This is a genomic window from Kordia sp. E (genome assembly GCF_056033805.1).
Genome location: NZ_JBRASR010000006.1, coordinates 176,095 through 191,917 on the forward strand (window position 1 = coordinate 176,095; position 15,823 = coordinate 191,917).

The 15,823-nt window shown below is 32.6% G+C and carries 17 protein-coding genes; 12 read left to right on the plus strand and 5 right to left on the minus strand.

The window, feature by feature from the left end; all coding sequences use genetic code 11:
- Nucleotides 1-3: 3 nt before the first annotated feature.
- Entirely contained in the window at nucleotides 4-468 is a 465-nt protein-coding gene (locus ACUUYC_RS22755) for a hypothetical protein (protein ID WP_474269684.1), read from the plus strand.
- A gap of 682 nt (nucleotides 469-1,150) precedes the next feature.
- On the opposite strand, the gene ACUUYC_RS22760 is transcribed toward ACUUYC_RS22755, so the two are convergent.
- Together ACUUYC_RS22760 and ACUUYC_RS22765 are read right to left on the minus strand one after the other, a co-directional pair.
- Nucleotides 1,151-1,483 (minus strand): helix-turn-helix domain-containing protein, encoded by a 333-nt coding sequence (locus ACUUYC_RS22760; RefSeq protein ID WP_474269686.1) that lies wholly within the window; start codon nucleotides 1,481-1,483, stop codon nucleotides 1,151-1,153.
- Between the two features lie 306 nt (nucleotides 1,484-1,789).
- Nucleotides 1,790-2,539, minus strand: a complete 750-nt coding sequence (locus ACUUYC_RS22765; RefSeq protein ID WP_474269688.1) for a hypothetical protein — start codon at nucleotides 2,537-2,539, stop codon at nucleotides 1,790-1,792.
- Nucleotides 2,540-2,748: 209 nt separating this feature from the next.
- Here ACUUYC_RS22765 and ACUUYC_RS22770 point away from each other — a divergent pair, with 209 nt between their 5' ends.
- Complete coding sequence (locus ACUUYC_RS22770; protein WP_035325018.1) at nucleotides 2,749-2,937, plus strand: hypothetical protein; 189 nt, start codon at nucleotides 2,749-2,751, stop codon at nucleotides 2,935-2,937.
- A 360-nt stretch (nucleotides 2,938-3,297) separates the two neighbouring features.
- Nucleotides 3,298-3,435, plus strand: a complete 138-nt coding sequence (locus tag ACUUYC_RS22775; protein WP_474269690.1) for a hypothetical protein — start codon at nucleotides 3,298-3,300, stop codon at nucleotides 3,433-3,435.
- 166 nt (nucleotides 3,436-3,601) lie between these two features.
- Here ACUUYC_RS22775 and ACUUYC_RS22780 read toward each other — a convergent pair whose 3' ends face one another.
- Nucleotides 3,602-3,871 (minus strand): hypothetical protein, encoded by a 270-nt coding sequence (locus ACUUYC_RS22780; RefSeq protein WP_474269692.1) that lies wholly within the window; start codon nucleotides 3,869-3,871, stop codon nucleotides 3,602-3,604.
- A gap of 139 nt (nucleotides 3,872-4,010) precedes the next feature.
- Nucleotides 4,011-4,973 carry an endonuclease/exonuclease/phosphatase family protein gene (locus tag ACUUYC_RS22785; protein ID WP_474269694.1) on the minus strand — a complete coding sequence of 321 codons (963 nt, stop codon included), beginning with the start codon at nucleotides 4,971-4,973 and terminating at the stop codon, nucleotides 4,011-4,013.
- Nucleotides 4,974-5,273: 300 nt separating this feature from the next.
- Between ACUUYC_RS22785 and ACUUYC_RS22790 the strand changes: the two genes are divergently transcribed.
- The 6 genes from ACUUYC_RS22790 (at nucleotide 5,274) to ACUUYC_RS22815 (ending at nucleotide 9,261) form a co-directional block, all read left to right on the plus strand.
- Complete coding sequence (locus ACUUYC_RS22790; RefSeq protein WP_474269696.1) at nucleotides 5,274-5,510, plus strand: hypothetical protein; 237 nt, start codon at nucleotides 5,274-5,276, stop codon at nucleotides 5,508-5,510.
- Nucleotides 5,511-5,729: 219 nt separating this feature from the next.
- Nucleotides 5,730-7,934 (plus strand): PAS domain-containing sensor histidine kinase, encoded by a 2,205-nt coding sequence (locus ACUUYC_RS22795; RefSeq protein ID WP_474269698.1) that lies wholly within the window; start codon nucleotides 5,730-5,732, stop codon nucleotides 7,932-7,934.
- Nucleotides 7,925-8,296, plus strand: a complete 372-nt coding sequence (locus tag ACUUYC_RS22800; protein ID WP_474269700.1) for a response regulator — start codon at nucleotides 7,925-7,927, stop codon at nucleotides 8,294-8,296. Before ACUUYC_RS22795 ends, ACUUYC_RS22800 begins: the two co-directional genes overlap by 10 nt.
- 105 nt (nucleotides 8,297-8,401) lie before the next feature.
- Nucleotides 8,402-8,623 carry a hypothetical protein gene (locus ACUUYC_RS22805; RefSeq protein WP_474269702.1) on the plus strand — a complete coding sequence of 74 codons (222 nt, stop codon included), beginning with the start codon at nucleotides 8,402-8,404 and terminating at the stop codon, nucleotides 8,621-8,623.
- Between the two features lie 51 nt (nucleotides 8,624-8,674).
- Entirely contained in the window at nucleotides 8,675-8,926 is a 252-nt protein-coding gene (locus tag ACUUYC_RS22810; protein ID WP_474269704.1) for a hypothetical protein, read from the plus strand.
- Nucleotides 8,927-9,084: 158 nt separating this feature from the next.
- Entirely contained in the window at nucleotides 9,085-9,261 is a 177-nt protein-coding gene (locus tag ACUUYC_RS22815) for a hypothetical protein (protein ID WP_474269706.1), read from the plus strand.
- 109 nt (nucleotides 9,262-9,370) lie between these two features.
- On the opposite strand, the gene ACUUYC_RS22820 is transcribed toward ACUUYC_RS22815, so the two are convergent.
- A complete protein-coding gene (locus ACUUYC_RS22820) occupies nucleotides 9,371-10,213 on the minus strand; it encodes a mechanosensitive ion channel family protein (RefSeq protein ID WP_474269708.1) in 843 nt (280 codons plus the stop codon).
- A 183-nt stretch (nucleotides 10,214-10,396) separates the two neighbouring features.
- Between ACUUYC_RS22820 and ACUUYC_RS22825 the strand changes: the two genes are divergently transcribed.
- From ACUUYC_RS22825 to ACUUYC_RS22835, 3 genes are all read left to right on the plus strand, one after another.
- On the plus strand, nucleotides 10,397-10,810 hold the full coding sequence (locus ACUUYC_RS22825; RefSeq protein WP_474269710.1) for an HYC_CC_PP family protein: 414 nt from the start codon (nucleotides 10,397-10,399) through the stop codon (nucleotides 10,808-10,810).
- A 100-nt stretch (nucleotides 10,811-10,910) separates the two neighbouring features.
- Nucleotides 10,911-14,597 carry an efflux RND transporter permease subunit gene (locus ACUUYC_RS22830; RefSeq protein WP_474269712.1) on the plus strand — a complete coding sequence of 1,229 codons (3,687 nt, stop codon included), beginning with the start codon at nucleotides 10,911-10,913 and terminating at the stop codon, nucleotides 14,595-14,597.
- The gene (locus ACUUYC_RS22835; protein WP_474269714.1) at nucleotides 14,594-15,823 is read left to right on the plus strand and encodes a TolC family protein; all 1,230 of its coding nucleotides are present in this window, start codon (nucleotides 14,594-14,596) and stop codon (nucleotides 15,821-15,823) included. Before ACUUYC_RS22830 ends, ACUUYC_RS22835 begins: the two co-directional genes overlap by 4 nt.

Sequence of the window (15,823 nt, forward strand, 5' to 3'; positions counted from 1 at the left end):
TCTATGCAAAATATTACAGGTGAAATAGAGTTTGAAAATCATATACGTCAAGACATTTTAAGTGAAGTTTTGGCAAGTAAAAAAGAGTTTAAGTTATTCAACTTTAAAAAAGCTGTGGATGTTTTAATTGCTAAAAACGGTCTTAGCCCTAAACTTTATTTTATTGAAATTAAATACCATAAAAAAAATCACGGCAGGTTAGGTTTCGGTCAAGGTAAAGGAGCAGGTTTTCAACCAGAAGTCTTAAAAGACAAAACTACCTATTTTGAAGAAAATATGCGTTGGATATTAGGTCATGAAGATAGCGAGCAATATTGGATTGCAGATAACAATACTATTAGGCAATATCTAAATGGTGATAAAGTAGGTGAAAAATATAATGGTATTAAAATTAAGTTTTTTAGAGAAGTACAATCTATTTCTAAAGTAGAATTAATTACAAACCTATCTAATTGGTTTACATCATAAGTCCCCACAACCCAAAACCCAGTTTTTTCGTACCTCAAAATCCTCTGTCTTTTGTGTTGTTCCGCTCACCTAACAAGTTCAGCGTTTTTTTTGTCTTTAAGGTAATAGCATATTACAGCTTTGGTTTTCATAAAATCAAACCAAACTGCAATAAGCTATTCTGTTATTATTCTATCATAAAACCCTAAACTCACCCAAGCTATGTTACATAATACAAGTTATAGTAGCAAAAATCCTTTCAAGGGTTTGCTAAAGCAGTATTCTTATATTTTCGTAGCTATAACTGGTATTATGTAAAATACCCGCTTATCCTACGCTCACATTGGAACTTCAAAAAAAATGACGCTATCTCATTCAACTGCACAAAATCATCGTTAAGTCCAAGTATTCCTTACCTCAAATCTTTGTTGGCTTCATTTCGTTAACAAATATATAAGACCACTTTCCCCACCACCCAAGTCAGCGGTTATAAAAAAATAGGTTTAGAATATGTAGTAATACGCCATAGCATATTGCTTTTTCTCGTACCTCAAAAAACAAAAAGCTATTGTCTAAAAGTCCTGTATAAGTAGCTTGTTTAAATGCTGTTTTACCAATCAACTATTTAAAACGCTACCTATACAAACGCCTCATCCACCGCTAAATAAAAAACTAAAACCTAATTTTTTAAGTGTTAATTCCCCTAAAAGCGTTTTCTATTTTTAATTAAATAATCAGAAGCCATACGTTCAATATCATCATTGGTATATTGCTTGTGTTTTGTTATCCAGTCATTTATTTCTTCCTTATTAAAATATAATCGTTTCCCACGTTTTGAATGAGGTATTTCTTTTGCACTTGTCAATTTATATATTGCAGATGGTGTAATACTTAAATAATTTGCAACTTCTTTTACATTCATTATTTCTGGTATAATAACACCTTTGTTTTTAGCATCTTTAGTAGCATAGATATTTTGTAATAACTTTTCAATTCTATCTAATCTATCATTAATAATTTCAAAAGGATTTTCCATAATACTATTTTTTATAGTGAAGTATGAAAATAAAAAAAGGTAGCAAATATAGGTAGCTTCCTTCAGCCAACGCTCAATACTGTAAAGGTCAAGCCCTACGGGTTTTGAATAAAACTTTTTTATGAAGCACTCGTAAAAGTATCAAGATTTTAGAGTAAAAACTTTTACCCAAAAACCTTGACAGCATCATCCACGCCACCTTTAACATTGGCTGTCTTTTTTCTTTTCTTCAAAAAATTATGGCAAAAGAAAAAGCCCTACAATAAAAATTATAGGACTCTTTCAGCTTCAAAGGTCAGAATGAAACTATGCTACTTCTACGATGTTTAAAACATTATATGCGCCATTTTTAAGCGGATACTGAACACCGTTAATCTCTTGGAAGAACTCTACCAATAAAACGAATATATCGTTTCCTGTACCTGTTGGCACACCTGCTGGAGTTAGTGTTTGTGTTGCCGACGTTGAATCAATCGGAATATTTACAGTTGGACTGTATTCGATTGCGTTTTCTGTTGTATCAAAGTCAACTTTTAGAAATGCTGAACTTAAACTTACGTGTGTTGCGCCACTTGGATAGGCAATATCATTTGCAGGCGTTAAATTTGGAATCGTAATTTCGCCAGTAGCACCATCTACAGTAAATGGAGCGAATAAAACAGAGCTTAATAACGCTCTATTATTAAAATCCAAGCCTTTTAAAGTGGTTTTACCTTCTGGTGTTGCTAATCCTGTAGCAACATTTCTTTGACCTCTTATAGAGGTTGTATCAAAGTTTTTAATTTGTGTCATTTTTTGAGTAACACGACTTGAAACTCGATTGTCTTTTGCTCTAATCATTAAGTTTCTAACTGATGTTCTCAATAGCTTACCAGATGATGCAGAACTACCAAATTCTGAACCGTTTTCACGAGTACGTTCAAATGCTGGGTCATTTTGAATACGCTCTTTAGAAACACCGCCTTTAGTTTTTACTAAATAACCCTCTTTTGCTTTGTAAAAAGTTAGATTGTCTAACGTTCCTTCTAACTTAATAATACCTTTCAATTTTGCCATAACTAATACATTTTTTGATGATGAATACCAAATATACGAGCTATTGACTGTCAATGTATTAGAGTGCTTCCGTAGTGTTTATAAGTTGCCAAAACTTCCGATTTAGTTAGTTTTTTCAATGGGATATTAGTCGTATATTGTATATAAGTGCTTTATAGCTACGGTATAGATAAAGTATAGTTAGAGTATTAATTTTAAATTAAAAGTGAATGAGTAGAATCTGTATTTACCCTAAAGACGTGCAAGTGGTAACAGGCAAGAGTGAGCGTTATGGCAGAACAATAATCAAAGCGATTAAAGAACGCCTAAACAAAGAAGCTCATCAGTTAGTTACTATCGATGAATTTTGCGACTTTATGGGCTTTGAAATCAGTAAAGTACAAGGATTAATCAAGTAAATTCCTTATCTTTACTACAAGGTAAAAAGGTGACCTATTAGGTGACCCAACAATGGTACAGGACTGAAACAGTAATAAATAAAGGCACTACGAAAGAGGTTCACTTACCTCTTTCTCCGCTTAACTAAATGCTTTACCGAAAGGTGAAGCATTTTTGTTTTATATAATATTCTAATTTATCCTATCAAATCAGTTTAGCTATATAATTCAATAAAATACCTAACTCCTAGCATCTTTATATCAGATTAGAGTCCGTGTATATACAAGTACCATTTTTTGTGTCATTTGTGAGAATACGTACGTTTCAACAGCTTTATTTGTATACTTTCATTTCATTATTAATCTATTAAAACAATTATTATGAAAAAGCAAAATGTCAAAATTTTAAAGCTTAACAAAAAGGCAATCTCTTCTTTTGATACGAAACAAATGAAAGGTGGTTATTCACATTCTAATGCGCAACATGGTACGCGTGAACATTGTTGTTATCCTTTATAGAAATAAAAAACCGAAACTTTTGTTTCGGTTTTTTTGTTTTATGAAAGAAAGTAATATTTAAATAATACAAAATACTTTTTATGATATTATACTTTAGCCTCCTTAAGTATTACATGAAATAAGGAGGCTTAGGAAGAATATAATTCCCTGTTAATTTAACACATATTTATGGAGTATAATTTACAGGAATACATGGAGCAGATTGCCCATCCATACATCCATCAAAAGCTTGTGTCCAGAGATCATGTCTCTCTTCATATGTCAAATAACCTGGAGCTGAATGATGGGCATAATCAGGAATACCTTCCATGTAAAAATCCGCAGCAATCAGACAGCAATGAGGATCGATTTGATTTCTACTACCAATTACAGCTTTTTGCTGTTTTTTGCTCAATTCTTGAACATTTTTTAATTCTAGAATGTTTTTTAACATCATAAATTGTTTAAAATTAATACAGAACAAATAAACTGAAAAACAAAGTTGCATTAAACAAACATAAACCATGATTATCGAATTAAAGGAAGAAAAAACAAGGATTAAAGACTTTAACTTCGCTCAATCCAATCTATAAGATTTACAACTTCAACTGCATCCACAAAGGTCTATGATCAGAGATATAATAGCGTAAATAGGCTCTAAAGTCTTTTGGGCTTACATTTTTCCACAACGCTGAAAAGATTACATTGTCAAAATCAAAAACACCATCAATAATGATTTTAGATTTTATAGCAGGTAAAAATGCTATTTGATCAAATTGTTTGTCATTGGATATGTTAGAATATACCTTCGTAGAGTGGTTTGGAAGCATTAATCCTCTACTTCGTAATGCTTTGTATACAATATCTTTTTTATCAACTTTAGGAATATTGAAATCACCTAGCGCAATGATATTTTTTGAGAATGCATATTTACTTTTCCTATTTATATCCGCATAACGTGAAATTGCATACGCTTCTAGCGCTCGCCTATTCATGTGTGGTTTTGTTTTTCCCCCAGAAAAAGAATGTACTGTAATTAGAATAAACGTGAAGTTGTTCCATTGAAAAGAAGCCAAATACGGATTTCGATCAAATCCAGTGAATTTTTGCGATATTCCTTTGATCTTTATAAACTTATGATCTTTTGGTGGTATCGCAACTTCTCCAATAAGTTCTAGTTGCCTTATTTTTCTACTGTTGTAGATAAATGCAGATCGTTCGTTATTTCCACCATTGTCTGAAAATAAGATATCATAGTGACTTGGCAATTCTGATTCAACATTTCTAAGTCCTATAAGATTGTTGTTTACTTCTTGTATCGCTATCACATCAAACCAACTAATCATTTCAGCAATCAATTTGTAATGGTCTGCGTGTCTTTTTTGTAATCCTAAATTTGCGACATTCCAAGAAGCTATTAATAGTTTGTCATCACATAGTTCAGGAATACCACGTTTTATTTTGTGTCGCAGTAAACTATCTATTTCATCAGAAACAGTAAAAGGAAATACAAATTTTGGTTTTTGAAAAGACGGCACGTTGTAAGTATTTAGATACATCTAAAGTTACCAATATTTTTTTAATCATATATTCAAAATATGTGTTTTTGTTAATTTAAAGGAGTTTCTCAATTAAATAGTACACAACTCATTTTCAGACTGTTCACAAGGCGTTACAATACTAAGTTTGTAGCTATAAACAGAAAAGTGAACTACGGTTCTATTTTTTAACTTTTAAATTTTCTTACGTTACATTCCTTATAACTTTAACATATATATTCATTGTTAAATAAGGCGTTCCCGTACTATCGTTTTTGATCATTACAGTATTTTCTACAAATAACTTTAACCTATATTAAAATGAAAAAAAAGCAATTACACGGATTATCATTAAACAAAAAATCTGTTGCAAATTTAGCAACTAAATTAGGTGGAAACAATCAACAACCTGCGCCAACCCAATATAATGGTTGTGTAGATACTAATGCTGCTTGCGTAAGCGGACTTTGTGCTACTGGCGTTCAATGTGAACTAGATAGTTTTTTATGTACTAATTTTCAATGTCAATTACAGACAACTATATTCCCTATTTGTTAGCTGTAAAGTTTGTTAAAAAGTAACGATAAGAAAGCTGAAACCAATGTTTCGGCTTTTTTTATTTTATAGTTATTTACAAAGTAATCAATTAGACCTTAAGGACTGTTTTAATTGGAAATAGTATCTGTATTAAAAAAGGAAGCTACAATAATTGTTAAATCCTAAATGCAATTCAAATGATTTTCATATTTTTAGTTTCCTAAACCCACTCAAAAACGAATGCATACCAACCTGCTAGACGCAAATGTCTTACAAAAATCAAGCTTGTTCCTGATTATTCTTGATCAAAAAGGAAACATCCAACACATAAACACACATGTTGAAAAATGTTTTTGTACTACAAAAGAAGCAGTGGTTACGCATTCGATATTCAATTTTGTACTCGATAATTGTAAAGTTACTTTAGAAAATATTCTAAATACTATTACTGAAAAAACAGCGATTTATCATCAACACTTAAAATTTTGTACTACAACAGAAGATGGAGTATTGACACTAAAGCTCGATTTTATACTTGAGAATGATAGCATTTATGCAATTGGTACAGAAACAACGAAGCAGGAAAAGGAGCATCAAGTATTTATGGCGGTTTCAGAATTTGGTGATATTGCCACATGGTATTACAATCCAAAAACAGCCAAACTCTTCTGGTCTAGCGAATGCTACACTATGCATGGAATTGATCCAAATGATCCTGACAGAGAAATTAAACGACAAAATTCATATCCAGAAAAAAATAAAAATCGCGTACATGAACATCTTGTAAAACTCATCAAAACAAAAAAGCCTTTTGATTTCATTGAAGTAAATGAAAAAGAAAATGCTAAAACACATTATTTCCGAATCATGGCAGAACCTTTGATTCATAATGATGAAGTCATTTTTGTAAACGGAATTATAGTAGATGTAACAGAAGTACAAGGATATATAGAACAACTAAAACATAGTGAAGAAACAAAAAAGCTAGCCTTAAAAGGAATTCGGTCAGGTTTATTTGACCAAAGGTTGGATGAAAATATGGTTTATATTAATCCTTCATTTCGAAAAATGTTAGGATTGTCTATTACAGAAGATTTCTTGCCTACTTCTGAATTTAGAAGAATGATTCATCCCGATGATCTAAAAGGTGCTTTAGAACGACAAGAAGCGAATTTTCAAGAGAAAGATGCCTATTATTTTAATGAATATCGATTGCGTCACTTAGATGGAGAATATCGCTATTATGAAGTGTATGGATATTGCAAAAAAGATAAAGATGGCAATACGGTACGTATGATTGGAAACCTGATTGACGTAAATAAACGTAAAAAGAATGAACAACTCATTTTAACAAATCAGCGTCGTTTACAAGCAATGGTTAACAATGGTTTTTTATACACATTTCTACTAAATACAGACGGAAAAATATTACTTACGGATAAAGCGTCTGTAACGATCATTGAGAAAGATTTTAATGTAAATCCAAATAGTACATCTTGTCGTTTTATAGATGTATTACCACTTAATTTTAAACATACATTTGCTGACTCGTTCAATGAAGCATTAAAAGGCAACATGACTCGAAAAGAAGTAGAACGTATTACCAACGAAGGAAATTCACAATGGTTAGAAATACAATACACGCCAATTTTTGATCAGAAAAAAAATGTTACTGCTGTATTATTAGGTTCGTTAGATATTACAGAACGAAAAATGGCAGAGATCGCTATAAAAGAAGCACATATAAAAGAACAAGAATTAAACAGTCTTAAAACGAACATTCTTGCCAACTTTAGTCATGAAATACGTACACCTCTCAATGGAATCATGGCAATTAGTAATTTATTAATTACAGAGGAAAACGAAAATGAACGTGAAAAACTATTGCATTACCTCAACGAAAGTAAAGATCGCTTGTTGGAAACCATTAATAACTTATCAAACTTTAGTGAGGTTGAAGCAATAAAAAGTAATTTAGAATTAAAAGTATGTGATTTAAATTTTACTGTTGAAAGTTCATATAGAGAATTTGATCATTTGGCAGAAGGAAAAAAACTGAATTACAAACTCATCTTAGATGAAAGTCAGCCAAAAGTTGAAATTAACGAAGAATTGTTCCGAACGGCTTTTAACAATATCATACACAATGCTATAAAATATACGCATACTGGTGATATTACCATTCATATATATACAGATGAAGAACGAAAAAATGGTTTTATTTCTGTAAAAGATACAGGTATCGGAATTGAATCAGAAAATCTTACGAAAATATTTGATCCGTTTATACAAGAAAGTATTGGTTTCAATCGTAAATATGAAGGAACTGGTATTGGCTTAAGTTTATCCAAACGATACATTGAAATTTTAGATGGTCATATAACTGTCAAAAGTGAAGCTCTCAAAGGTTCAGAATTTATTATAAAACTTCCCGTATGCAACTAAAGATTTTATACGTAGAAGATAACAAAGTAAATGCAATGGTAATGGATAAAATGTTATCTCAAGAAGATACACATATTTTAATTGCCGAAAATGGAAAAGAAGCTATTAACATTGCACAAGAAAATGAACTCGATTTAATTCTACTCGATATCAATCTTGGAAAAAATCAAATGGATGGTTGCGAAGTACTCAAAAAGCTACAAGAACTTAAAATTGCAAGCATAACTCCTGTATTTGCTGTAACTGCTTATGCCATGCCTGGCGATGAAAAACACTTCAAAAACATAGGATTTGATCAATACTTTTCGAAACCTGTAAACTTTCCTCAACTGCGTTCAGAAATTAAAAAACTAAAACTTTAACAGTTTAACTAACTCATTTACAGATACAATACTACTTTTTATGGTAAAACCATACCATACTCCTTTGGGTTCTTTCTAACTTGATATTCCTAAAGATGACATCTGATGAAAAAAAAGAATCTAAAAAGCCTAAACGTAAAAAAGTCAACAATTTCTAATCTAAACAAAGAAGAGATCTTAGCCGGTTTGGCTGCTAATACACGCTATGTTGTATGCGGTATTGATCCAGAAACAAATCTTTGTACTGTAGTATTTACGTGTACACACAACTCAAAAGGTCATTGTGTAACAAATGAAGTAGATGATGCTACACGACCAATTTGTTAAAAAGTTCATTAAACAAAAAACCAAATTATTAATTATATAAATTATTACATCATGAAGAAAAAAAAGTTAAAAAATTTAGACATTAAAAAATCAACTGTTTCTAACCTAAATAAAAGTACACTTAATGGAGGAGCAGCCGTTCCAAACACACATTATGTAGTATGTGGAACAGGACCACAAACAATCTTTTGTACATTTAATTGTACGTTCAACTGTACATTCCAAATTGGTTGTGGCACCTATAACTCTCAAAACCGTTGTAAAACGATTGAAGTAGATGCAAATACGCTTCCAATCTGCTAAGAAGTGAAAACAATAAAAATTTACCAGTAAAAAAGGCGAACTGTAAAGGTTCGCTTTTTTTGCTAAATTCTTCTGTATTTATAAATCTCGAATACTATTGTTTTCACATTCTATTCAGCTTTACTACTTTTAATTAAAATCATAAAACGAATATTAGTATGAAAACAAAACAATTAAAATCTTTACGATTACAGAAAAAAGCAATTGCTAACCTTACGCCCCAAAAACTTATTGGCGGTTCATTATTTACACAAGATGAAGCAGTAGACACTTGTTATGGCAAAACTTGTGGCATTTGTGAAGAAGAAACAGACAGGCATTGCACTGACAATTAATAACTATACAACAATGTAGTTATCAAAAAAAAATGAAGCAATCTTTTACAAACGAACAAAAGGTTGCTTCTGCTTTTAAGAAATACACATACTACTTACGTATAATCGCTTAATCTACAATTTTGTGCAGTGGAATTGGCAAATGAACATTCTCACTCTGAAAACGTTTATGCACTGCTTCCTTTAAAGCACATTTTGTTCTAAACTCAGCAAAAGGTTCACTAAGCCATACATATCCACGGACATGAATATATCCTTCCTTTATCTCAATAACTCGAACCTCTGCCGTATCAATGCCAGTTTCAGAAGTATGATGAATGACGTTATCTAGATGTGAAGCTTCTTCTTGTATTATTTTGCGTACTTGATCAATATCTGCATGAACTCCTACATAAAAATTATTAAAACTCAATACCTTTGAATCGTCTATAGTGTGGTTTAATACTGATTCCGTACTAATAACTGAATTTGGAATAATTAAGCGTTTATTTTCAAAATTATTAATCACTGTATGACGCAATGTAATATCATCTACAATACCAATACGCTGATCATCTAACTTTATATAATCGCCAACTCTAAATGGTTTAAAGATGACAATAAACAAACCAGCAATTAAATTGGAAATGGCACTCTGCGCTGCAAAACCTATAATTGCCGCTAAAATTCCAGCTCCAGAGAAAATCAATCCTGCTTGTTCACGTAATTTAGGAACAGTAAAGATAATTATAAAAATACCTATAATTATAAACGAAAATCGAATGGAGTTTTTAATAAACTTTAAGGTTGTTACTCCAAAACGTTTTTGACGCTGCTTACGTTCTAAAAAAATAATAAGGATAAATCGAAACACTCGAGAAAGTGCCCATGATACAAAAAGAACTAGCAAAGAATACCACAAAATTCCTTCAGCAGTATCTACATCTATATACGATTTAAAAAAAGTTAACATGAGTTATAATTTTATACAAAGCTAGGTTAGTTTTATAAAAACTAAAAGCAAAAAAGAACGTTTTTATAAGAATAAAACAAAATAAAAAATAGTGTTACATTCTTCATAAATTCTAAACATTAAGAGCTATTTAACACGCATACTATTGCTATTCATATAGTTTTCGTACTTTTACAGTTCTAAATGCAAAAATTAGTCAAACATATCTGTTCATCTGTTCTAGCACTTATAGTGTTATGTTCTACATTCTCATTCACGATCAATGAACATATTTGTGGTGGGCAAAAAATGAGCATGGCAATTGGTATTGCTGCTGAAAATTGTGGTATGGAGATGGAACAAGCTTCCTCAAAAGAAACTACAATACAACAAACTCCATGTTGTAATGACATTAGTACGTTTATTCAAGGACAAGATGAATTACAGTCAAGCTATGACGACATTGCATTCACTACACAAACATTCATAAAGGCATTTGTATATAGTTATATCTACGTGCTTCCATCGGAAGATCAAGAAAAAGCGATCTACAAACCATACATTCCGCCACCACTGGTCAAGAACATTCAGTTGCTCGACGAGACTTTCTTAATTTGATACATATACTACGAACGTTACTTTCCATTTGATACTTCATACTGGAAAATCAACACATACACTATTTTCAAACAATTCGTACGTATAAATATCAACATTCATGCTCAACAAAAGCATTCAATTTTTAATAAATCACAAACTAGTTGCTATACTCCTACTCTGCATCATTATTGGGTTTGGACTTAGCACAGCGCCTTTCAACTGGAACTTAGGAGATTTTCCAAAAAATTCAGTTGCCGTAGATGCTATTCCTAATATTGGCGAAAATCAACAAATTGTATTCACCAAATGGCAAGGACGTTCTCCAAAAGATATTGAAGATCAAATTACCTATCCATTAACAACTGCTTTAATGGGAATTCCTGGTGTAAAAACGGTTCGAAGTTCGTCCATGTTTGGTTTCTCAAGTATCTATATCATATTTAATGATGACATAGATTTTTATTGGAGTCGAAGCCGAATCTTGGAAAAACTAAACGCTTTACCGAGTTCTTTACTGCCCGAAAATGTACAACCAACGCTTGGACCAGATGCAACTGGATTAGGACAAATATTTTGGTACACGCTAGAAGGTAGAGACGAAAACGGAAATGTAACTGGCGGTTGGAATTTACAAGAACTCCGAAGTATTCAAGATTACTATGTAAAACCTGCACTATCAAGTGCTGCCGATGTGTCGGAAGTAGCTTCCATTGGTGGTTATGTACAAGAATATCAAATAGATGTAGATCCGGATGTTCTAAAAAAACACAAGCTTTCACTCACTCAAGTTGTAAACGCAGTTCGAAACACCAACAAAGAAATTGGCGCAAAAACCATTGAAATCAATCAAGCGGAATATGTAGTTCGTGGTTTAGGCTATATAAAATCGATTGCAGACATTGAAAATACCTCAATTCAATCAGAAAACTTTACGCCTATTCGTATAAAAGATGTAGCTAAGGTATATCTCGGTCCAGCCGAAAGAAGAGGAATTCTCGATAAAGAAGGCGCAGAAGTAGTTGGTGGCGTTGTCGTTGCTCGCTTTGGCGCGAATCCGATGGAAGTAATCAACAATGTAAAAAGTAAAATACAAACCATTGCAACTGGTTTACCTACTAAAACACTAAAAGACGGACGTGTTTCACAATTAACCATTGTTCCTTTTTATGATCGTACCGAATTAATTGAAGAAACGCTTCATACATTGGAAGAAGCCTTATCTCTAGAAATTCTCATTACACTCTTAATTATCATCATCATGGTGTTAAACTTAAGAGCTTCTATCTTAATTGCTAGTGTATTACCAATTGCTGTTTTATTTGTGTTTATCACGATGAAACTCGGACATGTAGATGCTAATATTGTTGCCCTTTCGGGAATTGCCATTGCAATAGGAACAATGGTAGACATGGGAATTGTCCTTATTGAAAACATTACACGACATCTAGAAGAAGATACAGAAGAAACACCAGTCAATACAGTTGTATACAAAGCTACTTCGGAAGTTTCAGGCGCTATTTTGACTGCCGTATTAACAACCATCGTAAGTTTTATTCCTGTATTTATGTTGGTTGGTGCAGAAGGAAAACTATTCAGTCCACTCGCCTACACCAAAACAATGGCATTGGTTTCGGCAATTATAGTAACCTTGTTTATTTTACCTGCATTGGCAGCTTGGTTATTTGGTTGGAAAAAAACATCACAAAAGCTCACATATGTACTAAATGCGCTGATGATTCTAATTGGTATTTATGCCATTATAAGTGGAATTTACTTAGGAATTGCATTACTCATTTTTGGAATTGCAAATCTATTACAACTTCAAAAAGTAATTACAAAAAAGACAACGAAACATATTCACATTATTACAGCAATCACGCTATTAGTAATTGTACTAACAAACTATTGGCGACCATTAGGACATACAAATGGTTTGGGAACAAACTTTCTATTTGTCGCAATAACATGTTTATTGGTGATTGGTACGTTTCTAATCTTCATAAAATATTACGAACGTTTATTACGTTGGGCATTGGCAAACAAATTACTATTTCTAAGCATTCCATTGGTAATTTTACTCACAGGTTTTCAAATTTGGAGAACTACAGGAAAAGAATTTATGCCAGCATTAAATGAAGGTTCGTTTCTACTAATGCCAACTTCGTTACCACATGCAGGAATTGCCGAAAACAAAAAAATACTACAACAATTGGATATGGCAGTTGCCAACATTCCTGAAATAGAAACCGTAGTTGGAAAATCTGGACGTGTAGAAAGTGCACTCGATCCTGCGCCATTGTCTATGTATGAAAACATTATAAAATACAAATCCGAATACATCTTAGACGAAAACGGAAACCCACAACGCTTTAAAGTTGATGATGACGGTTTGTTTATATTGAAATCGTCAGATCGAATCGCGCAAGGAACGAACGTAGCATCTAGATCACAACTAATTCCAGACGAAAATGGTGAATTCTACCGCAATTGGCGACCACATATAAAATCGCCCGATGACATTTGGAATGAAATTGTAAAAGCTACCAAACTACCAAGTATAACGTCTGCACCAAAACTACAACCAATTGAAACACGGTTAATTATGTTGCAAACTGGCATGCGCTCTCCTATGGGAATTAAAATAAAAGGGCAAAATTTAGAACAAATTGAAGCTTTTGGTTTAGAGTTAGAACGTATCTTAAAAGAAGTACCTGATGTAAAACCAGCAACTGTTTTTGCCGAACGCTTAATTGGGAAACCATATCTAATCATAGACATCAATCGAGATGAAATTGCGCGTTATGGATTGTCTATCAAAGCAGTACAAAGCATTTTAGAAGTAGCCGTTGGTGGAAAAATAGTCACACAAACAATTGAAGGTAGAGAGCGCTACAATGTTCGTATTCGCTATCCGCGCGAATTGCGTTCTAATCCTACAGATTTGGAAAACATTCTTGTTCCATTGCCAAATGGTGGTGAAATTCTGCTCAAAGAAATTGTAACGATTGCCTACGAAAAAGGTCCGCAAATGATTAAAAGTGAAGATACGTTCTTAGTGAGTTACGTATTATTCAACAAACAATCAAATATTGCAGAAGTTACGCTCGTAGAAGAATTAAAAACAATCATTCAAGAACATATTGATAATGGAAGTTTACTAGTTCCAAAAGGTGTAAATTATGAATTCTCGGGAACGTATGAACAACAAGTTCGTGCAGAAAAGACTTTAGTAATTATTGTCCCTATTGTATTTGTTATCATCTTTTTAATTCTATATTTTCAGTTTAAATCTGTAGCGACTTCGTTCTTTATTTTTGCTGGAATTGCTGTTGCTTTTGCTGGTGGTTTCATTATGATTTGGCTCTATGGACAATCGTGGTTTTTAGATATTTCCATCTTTGACACCAATTTGCGTGAGTTATTTCAAATCAAGACAATCAATTTGAGTGTTGCCGTTTGGGTAGGATTTATTGCCTTATTCGGAATTGCAACCGATGACGGCGTTATTATGGCAACCTATTTGACACAATCATTCAAAAAAAGTATTCCAACGACAACTGAAGAAATTAGGGAAGCTGTCGTAAAAGCTGGACAAAAACGAATTCGTCCGTGTTTAATGACAACTGCCACAACGTTATTAGCATTAATACCAATTTTAACCTCTACAGGTCGTGGAAGTGATATTATGATTCCGATGGCAATTCCAAGTTTTGGTGGAATGTTAATTGCACTTATCACACTATTTATTGTGCCTGTTTTATATAGTTGGCATCAAGAAATTCAATTAAAAAAACAAAATACATGAAGCACACATATACATATATAATCTGTTGCTTTTTGATGGTAACAATTTCCAACGGACAAACGCTTGAGCACTATCTGGCGGAAGCCGAAAAAAACAGCTCAGAAATTTTAGCCAAACAGTTTCAATACGAAAGCGCCTTGGAAAAAATAAACGAAGTTGGAAGTTTGCCAAACACACAATTGGGCGTTGGCGTATTTGCACAAGCTGTAGAAACGCGAGTTGGACCACAAAGAGCACGATTTTCGGCAAGTCAAAAAATACCTTGGTTTGGTACGCTTAGCGCGAAGAAAAAAAATGCAGCATATTTAGCAGATGCCAAAGAAAGTGAACTTGATTTTCTAAGAAAACAGCTTTCATTGAATGTGAAAATTGTTTATTACGAATTGTACAAACTACAACAAAAAGAAACCATTACATGGCAACATATTGAAATTTTGGATACCTATGAAAAATTAGCGTTGAACGAATTGGAAAACAATCGTACAAATATGGTTGATGTACTAAACATTAAAATGAAGAAAAATACGCTACAACAACAATCCCTAGCTATTTCTGAAGATCTTAGAAGTAAAAAGATTCAATTCAATCTATTATTAAATAAGTCAATTCATAGAGAAGTTGTCGTACTAGATTCGTTGCAAATACCAAAAAACGAGCTATTTGCAAGTGATGATACGATTATAGGACATCCAAAGTTGCAACAATTGGACTATTTGGAAAACGCGTTGCAACAATCGGAAATCGTTGCTAAAAAAGAAGGAAACCCAACAATTGGTTTCGGACTCGATTATGTGTTAGTTTCCGAACGATTAGGTATCTCATTACCCGACAATGGAAAAGACGTTATTATGCCAATGGTAAGCGTTTCAATTCCGTTGTTTAACAAGAGACACGTCGCGAAGCAAAAACAATTACAACTAGAGCAAAAAGCAATTTCACAAACAAAAATAACCGTAAAAAATCAGTTGTTAATTGCATTAGAAGAAGCAAGAAATAAAATGATGAATACCCGAGAAAGCGCGAAAACACAAGACAAAAATATTGTACAAGCAAAACAGGCGAAAGAAGTGATTTTAGCAGCATATCAAACTGCAAAAATGGACTTTGAACAATTACTAGCGTTAGATCAATTAAAGTTAGAATTTGAATTACAGAAAGTTACCGATGTACAAACCTATTTTACCAACAAAGCTATTTCTGACTTTTTAACACAACAACAAGATTAA

What these genes read in the sequence shown, in the direction of transcription:
- ACUUYC_RS22755 (WP_474269684.1), top strand. Translation starts at nt 4, where the DNA reads ATGCAAAATATTACAGGTGAAATAGAGTTTGAAAATCATATACGTCAA.
- ACUUYC_RS22760 (WP_474269686.1), bottom strand. Translation starts at nt 1,483, where the DNA reads ATGGAAAATCCTTTTGAAATTATTAATGATAGATTAGATAGAATTGAA.
- ACUUYC_RS22765 (WP_474269688.1), bottom strand. Translation starts at nt 2,539, where the DNA reads ATGGCAAAATTGAAAGGTATTATTAAGTTAGAAGGAACGTTAGACAAT.
- ACUUYC_RS22770 (WP_035325018.1), top strand. Translation starts at nt 2,749, where the DNA reads ATGAGTAGAATCTGTATTTACCCTAAAGACGTGCAAGTGGTAACAGGC.
- ACUUYC_RS22775 (WP_474269690.1), top strand. Translation starts at nt 3,298, where the DNA reads ATGAAAAAGCAAAATGTCAAAATTTTAAAGCTTAACAAAAAGGCAATC.
- ACUUYC_RS22780 (WP_474269692.1), bottom strand. Translation starts at nt 3,871, where the DNA reads ATGATGTTAAAAAACATTCTAGAATTAAAAAATGTTCAAGAATTGAGC.
- ACUUYC_RS22785 (WP_474269694.1), bottom strand. Translation starts at nt 4,973, where the DNA reads ATGTATCTAAATACTTACAACGTGCCGTCTTTTCAAAAACCAAAATTT.
- ACUUYC_RS22790 (WP_474269696.1), top strand. Translation starts at nt 5,274, where the DNA reads ATGAAAAAAAAGCAATTACACGGATTATCATTAAACAAAAAATCTGTT.
- ACUUYC_RS22795 (WP_474269698.1), top strand. Translation starts at nt 5,730, where the DNA reads ATGCATACCAACCTGCTAGACGCAAATGTCTTACAAAAATCAAGCTTG.
- ACUUYC_RS22800 (WP_474269700.1), top strand. Translation starts at nt 7,925, where the DNA reads ATGCAACTAAAGATTTTATACGTAGAAGATAACAAAGTAAATGCAATG.
- ACUUYC_RS22805 (WP_474269702.1), top strand. Translation starts at nt 8,402, where the DNA reads ATGAAAAAAAAGAATCTAAAAAGCCTAAACGTAAAAAAGTCAACAATT.
- ACUUYC_RS22810 (WP_474269704.1), top strand. Translation starts at nt 8,675, where the DNA reads ATGAAGAAAAAAAAGTTAAAAAATTTAGACATTAAAAAATCAACTGTT.
- ACUUYC_RS22815 (WP_474269706.1), top strand. Translation starts at nt 9,085, where the DNA reads ATGAAAACAAAACAATTAAAATCTTTACGATTACAGAAAAAAGCAATT.
- ACUUYC_RS22820 (WP_474269708.1), bottom strand. Translation starts at nt 10,213, where the DNA reads ATGTTAACTTTTTTTAAATCGTATATAGATGTAGATACTGCTGAAGGA.
- ACUUYC_RS22825 (WP_474269710.1), top strand. Translation starts at nt 10,397, where the DNA reads ATGCAAAAATTAGTCAAACATATCTGTTCATCTGTTCTAGCACTTATA.
- ACUUYC_RS22830 (WP_474269712.1), top strand. Translation starts at nt 10,911, where the DNA reads ATGCTCAACAAAAGCATTCAATTTTTAATAAATCACAAACTAGTTGCT.
- ACUUYC_RS22835 (WP_474269714.1), top strand. Translation starts at nt 14,594, where the DNA reads ATGAAGCACACATATACATATATAATCTGTTGCTTTTTGATGGTAACA.